Source organism: Streptococcus sp. HMSC071D03 (genome assembly GCF_001812125.1).
Taxonomy (GTDB): domain Bacteria; phylum Bacillota; class Bacilli; order Lactobacillales; family Streptococcaceae; genus Streptococcus; species Streptococcus pseudopneumoniae_N.
Window position 1 is genome coordinate 1 of the sequence record NZ_KV807732.1, and the last position, 1,777, is coordinate 1,777.

Genomic DNA, 1,777 nt, shown 5'->3' on the forward strand with positions numbered 1-1,777 from the left:
TTATTGTATCATATTTTGTTTCGCAGGAAGTCTTATCAATTTTTAGGTCAGGCTTTTATTAAACTGATCAATATGGTTATCATTCCGCTAATCTTTCCAACCATCGTTGTTGCGGTAGCTGGTGTTATCGGGAAAAAATCTTTTGGAAAAATCTTGACCCTGGCCTTTGTTACGGGTAGTTCTAGTGTTGTCTTGCCATCACTTCTTAAAGATTTGAAAAAACAGGGGCATGACGAGCATACAATTGATTTAGTTGTTCCTTTAGGATATACTTTTAACTTAGAGGGAGCAGCAGTTTATTTCTCAGTAGCGACAATCTTTATCGCTCACGCCTATGGCATTCAATTTTCTTTATCAAGTCTCTTGTTTACTGTTTTATTGCTGACTTTGATTGGAAAAACTGCAGCAATCGTACCATCAGGAGCTGTCGTAGTTCTACTAGCTGCAGCACCTCAATTAGGCTTGCCAGTTGAAGGAGTGGCCTTGATTTTTGCAGTTGATTTCTTTGTCAATGCCGGCCGTACCATGATCAATGTTCTGGGTCAAATCTTAACAGTTAGCGTTATCGAAAAAACAGAAGGATATATTTTAGAAGAAGAAAAGGAAAGCCAATTATCAGTCAGCTTTTCTTAAGGAGATATGAGTAATGAGTGAAGCAAAAGTTTATGTAATCCATGAGAATCTTGAATGGACCCAGCATTTGGTCAAATGGTTGGAAGAACTAGAAGTCCCTTATGAACTGTGGGATTTGTCTAGTGGGGTTTTAGATTTGCAAAGCCAACCTCCACAAGGTATCTTTTACAATCGCATGTCCGCATCCTCTCACACCAGAGGACATCGCTATGCACCCGAATTTACAGAGCAGGTGATTACTTGGTTAGAAGCACACGGGCGCAAGGTTGTGAATGGGACTGGTGCCATCAACCTAGAAATCAGTAAAGTCAAACAATATTTGAAGTTAAACGAATCTGGAATTGAGACTCCTGCGACAGTTGCAGTTTTGGGTCAAGAAAACATCATTGAAGCAGCAAGAAAATTGAACATCTATCCTTTGATTACCAAGCACAATCGAGCAGGTAAAGGCTTAGGAGTTCAACTCTTCCAAAATGAAGAAGAACTTGAAGCCTATGTCAATAGTCCCCTCTTTGAACCTTCAGTGGACGGGATTACCTTGCTACAAGCCTACATCAAACCAAGTGATGGACGTATCCGACGTTCAGAGTTTATCAATCAAAAGTTTCTCTACACTGTTTCAATCGACTCTTCAGATGGTTTCCAACTTTGTCCAGCAGATGGTTGTCAAATCGGCAAGAGATCAGAACAACTAGAAACGTCTGAGAAATTCCAGATTACAGAATCTCTACCAGATGGTCGAAGAGAAGCTTATGAGAATTTCTTGAAAAATGCTCAGATTGAAGTTGCGGCGATTGAATGGGTTCAATCAGAGAGTGGAGACATTTATGTCTATGATGTAAATACCAACACCAACTACAATCCTACAGCAGAAAAAAATGCCACTATTTTTGCTCACCAACATTTGGCTCAGTATCTAAAAACAGAATTGCAAGCCCTCACTAGTGGACAATAAAGTAACTAATTCAAAAATCCCCCAGTATCTGATGACTGGGGGATTGATTTGTTTATACTCTTCGAAAATCTCTTCAAACCACGTCAGCTTCCATCTGCAACCTCAAAATAGTATTTTGAGCTGCCTTCGTCAGTTCTATCCACAACCTCAAAACGGTGTTTTGAGCAACCTGCGGCTCGCTTCCTAGTT

At 40.1% G+C, this 1,777-nt stretch carries 2 protein-coding genes; both read left to right on the forward strand.

What is annotated here, in order from left to right; all coding sequences use genetic code 11:
• Positions 1 to 633, forward strand: a 633-nt coding sequence (locus HMPREF2837_RS03730; RefSeq protein WP_261674332.1) for a dicarboxylate/amino acid:cation symporter, incomplete at its 5' end; no start/stop codon positions are given.
• A gap of 13 nt (positions 634 to 646) precedes the next feature.
• On the forward strand, positions 647 to 1,588 hold the full coding sequence (locus HMPREF2837_RS03735; RefSeq protein WP_075230659.1) for an ATP-grasp domain-containing protein: 942 nt from the start codon (positions 647 to 649) through the stop codon (positions 1,586 to 1,588).
• The last annotated feature ends 189 nt before the right edge of the window (positions 1,589 to 1,777 follow it).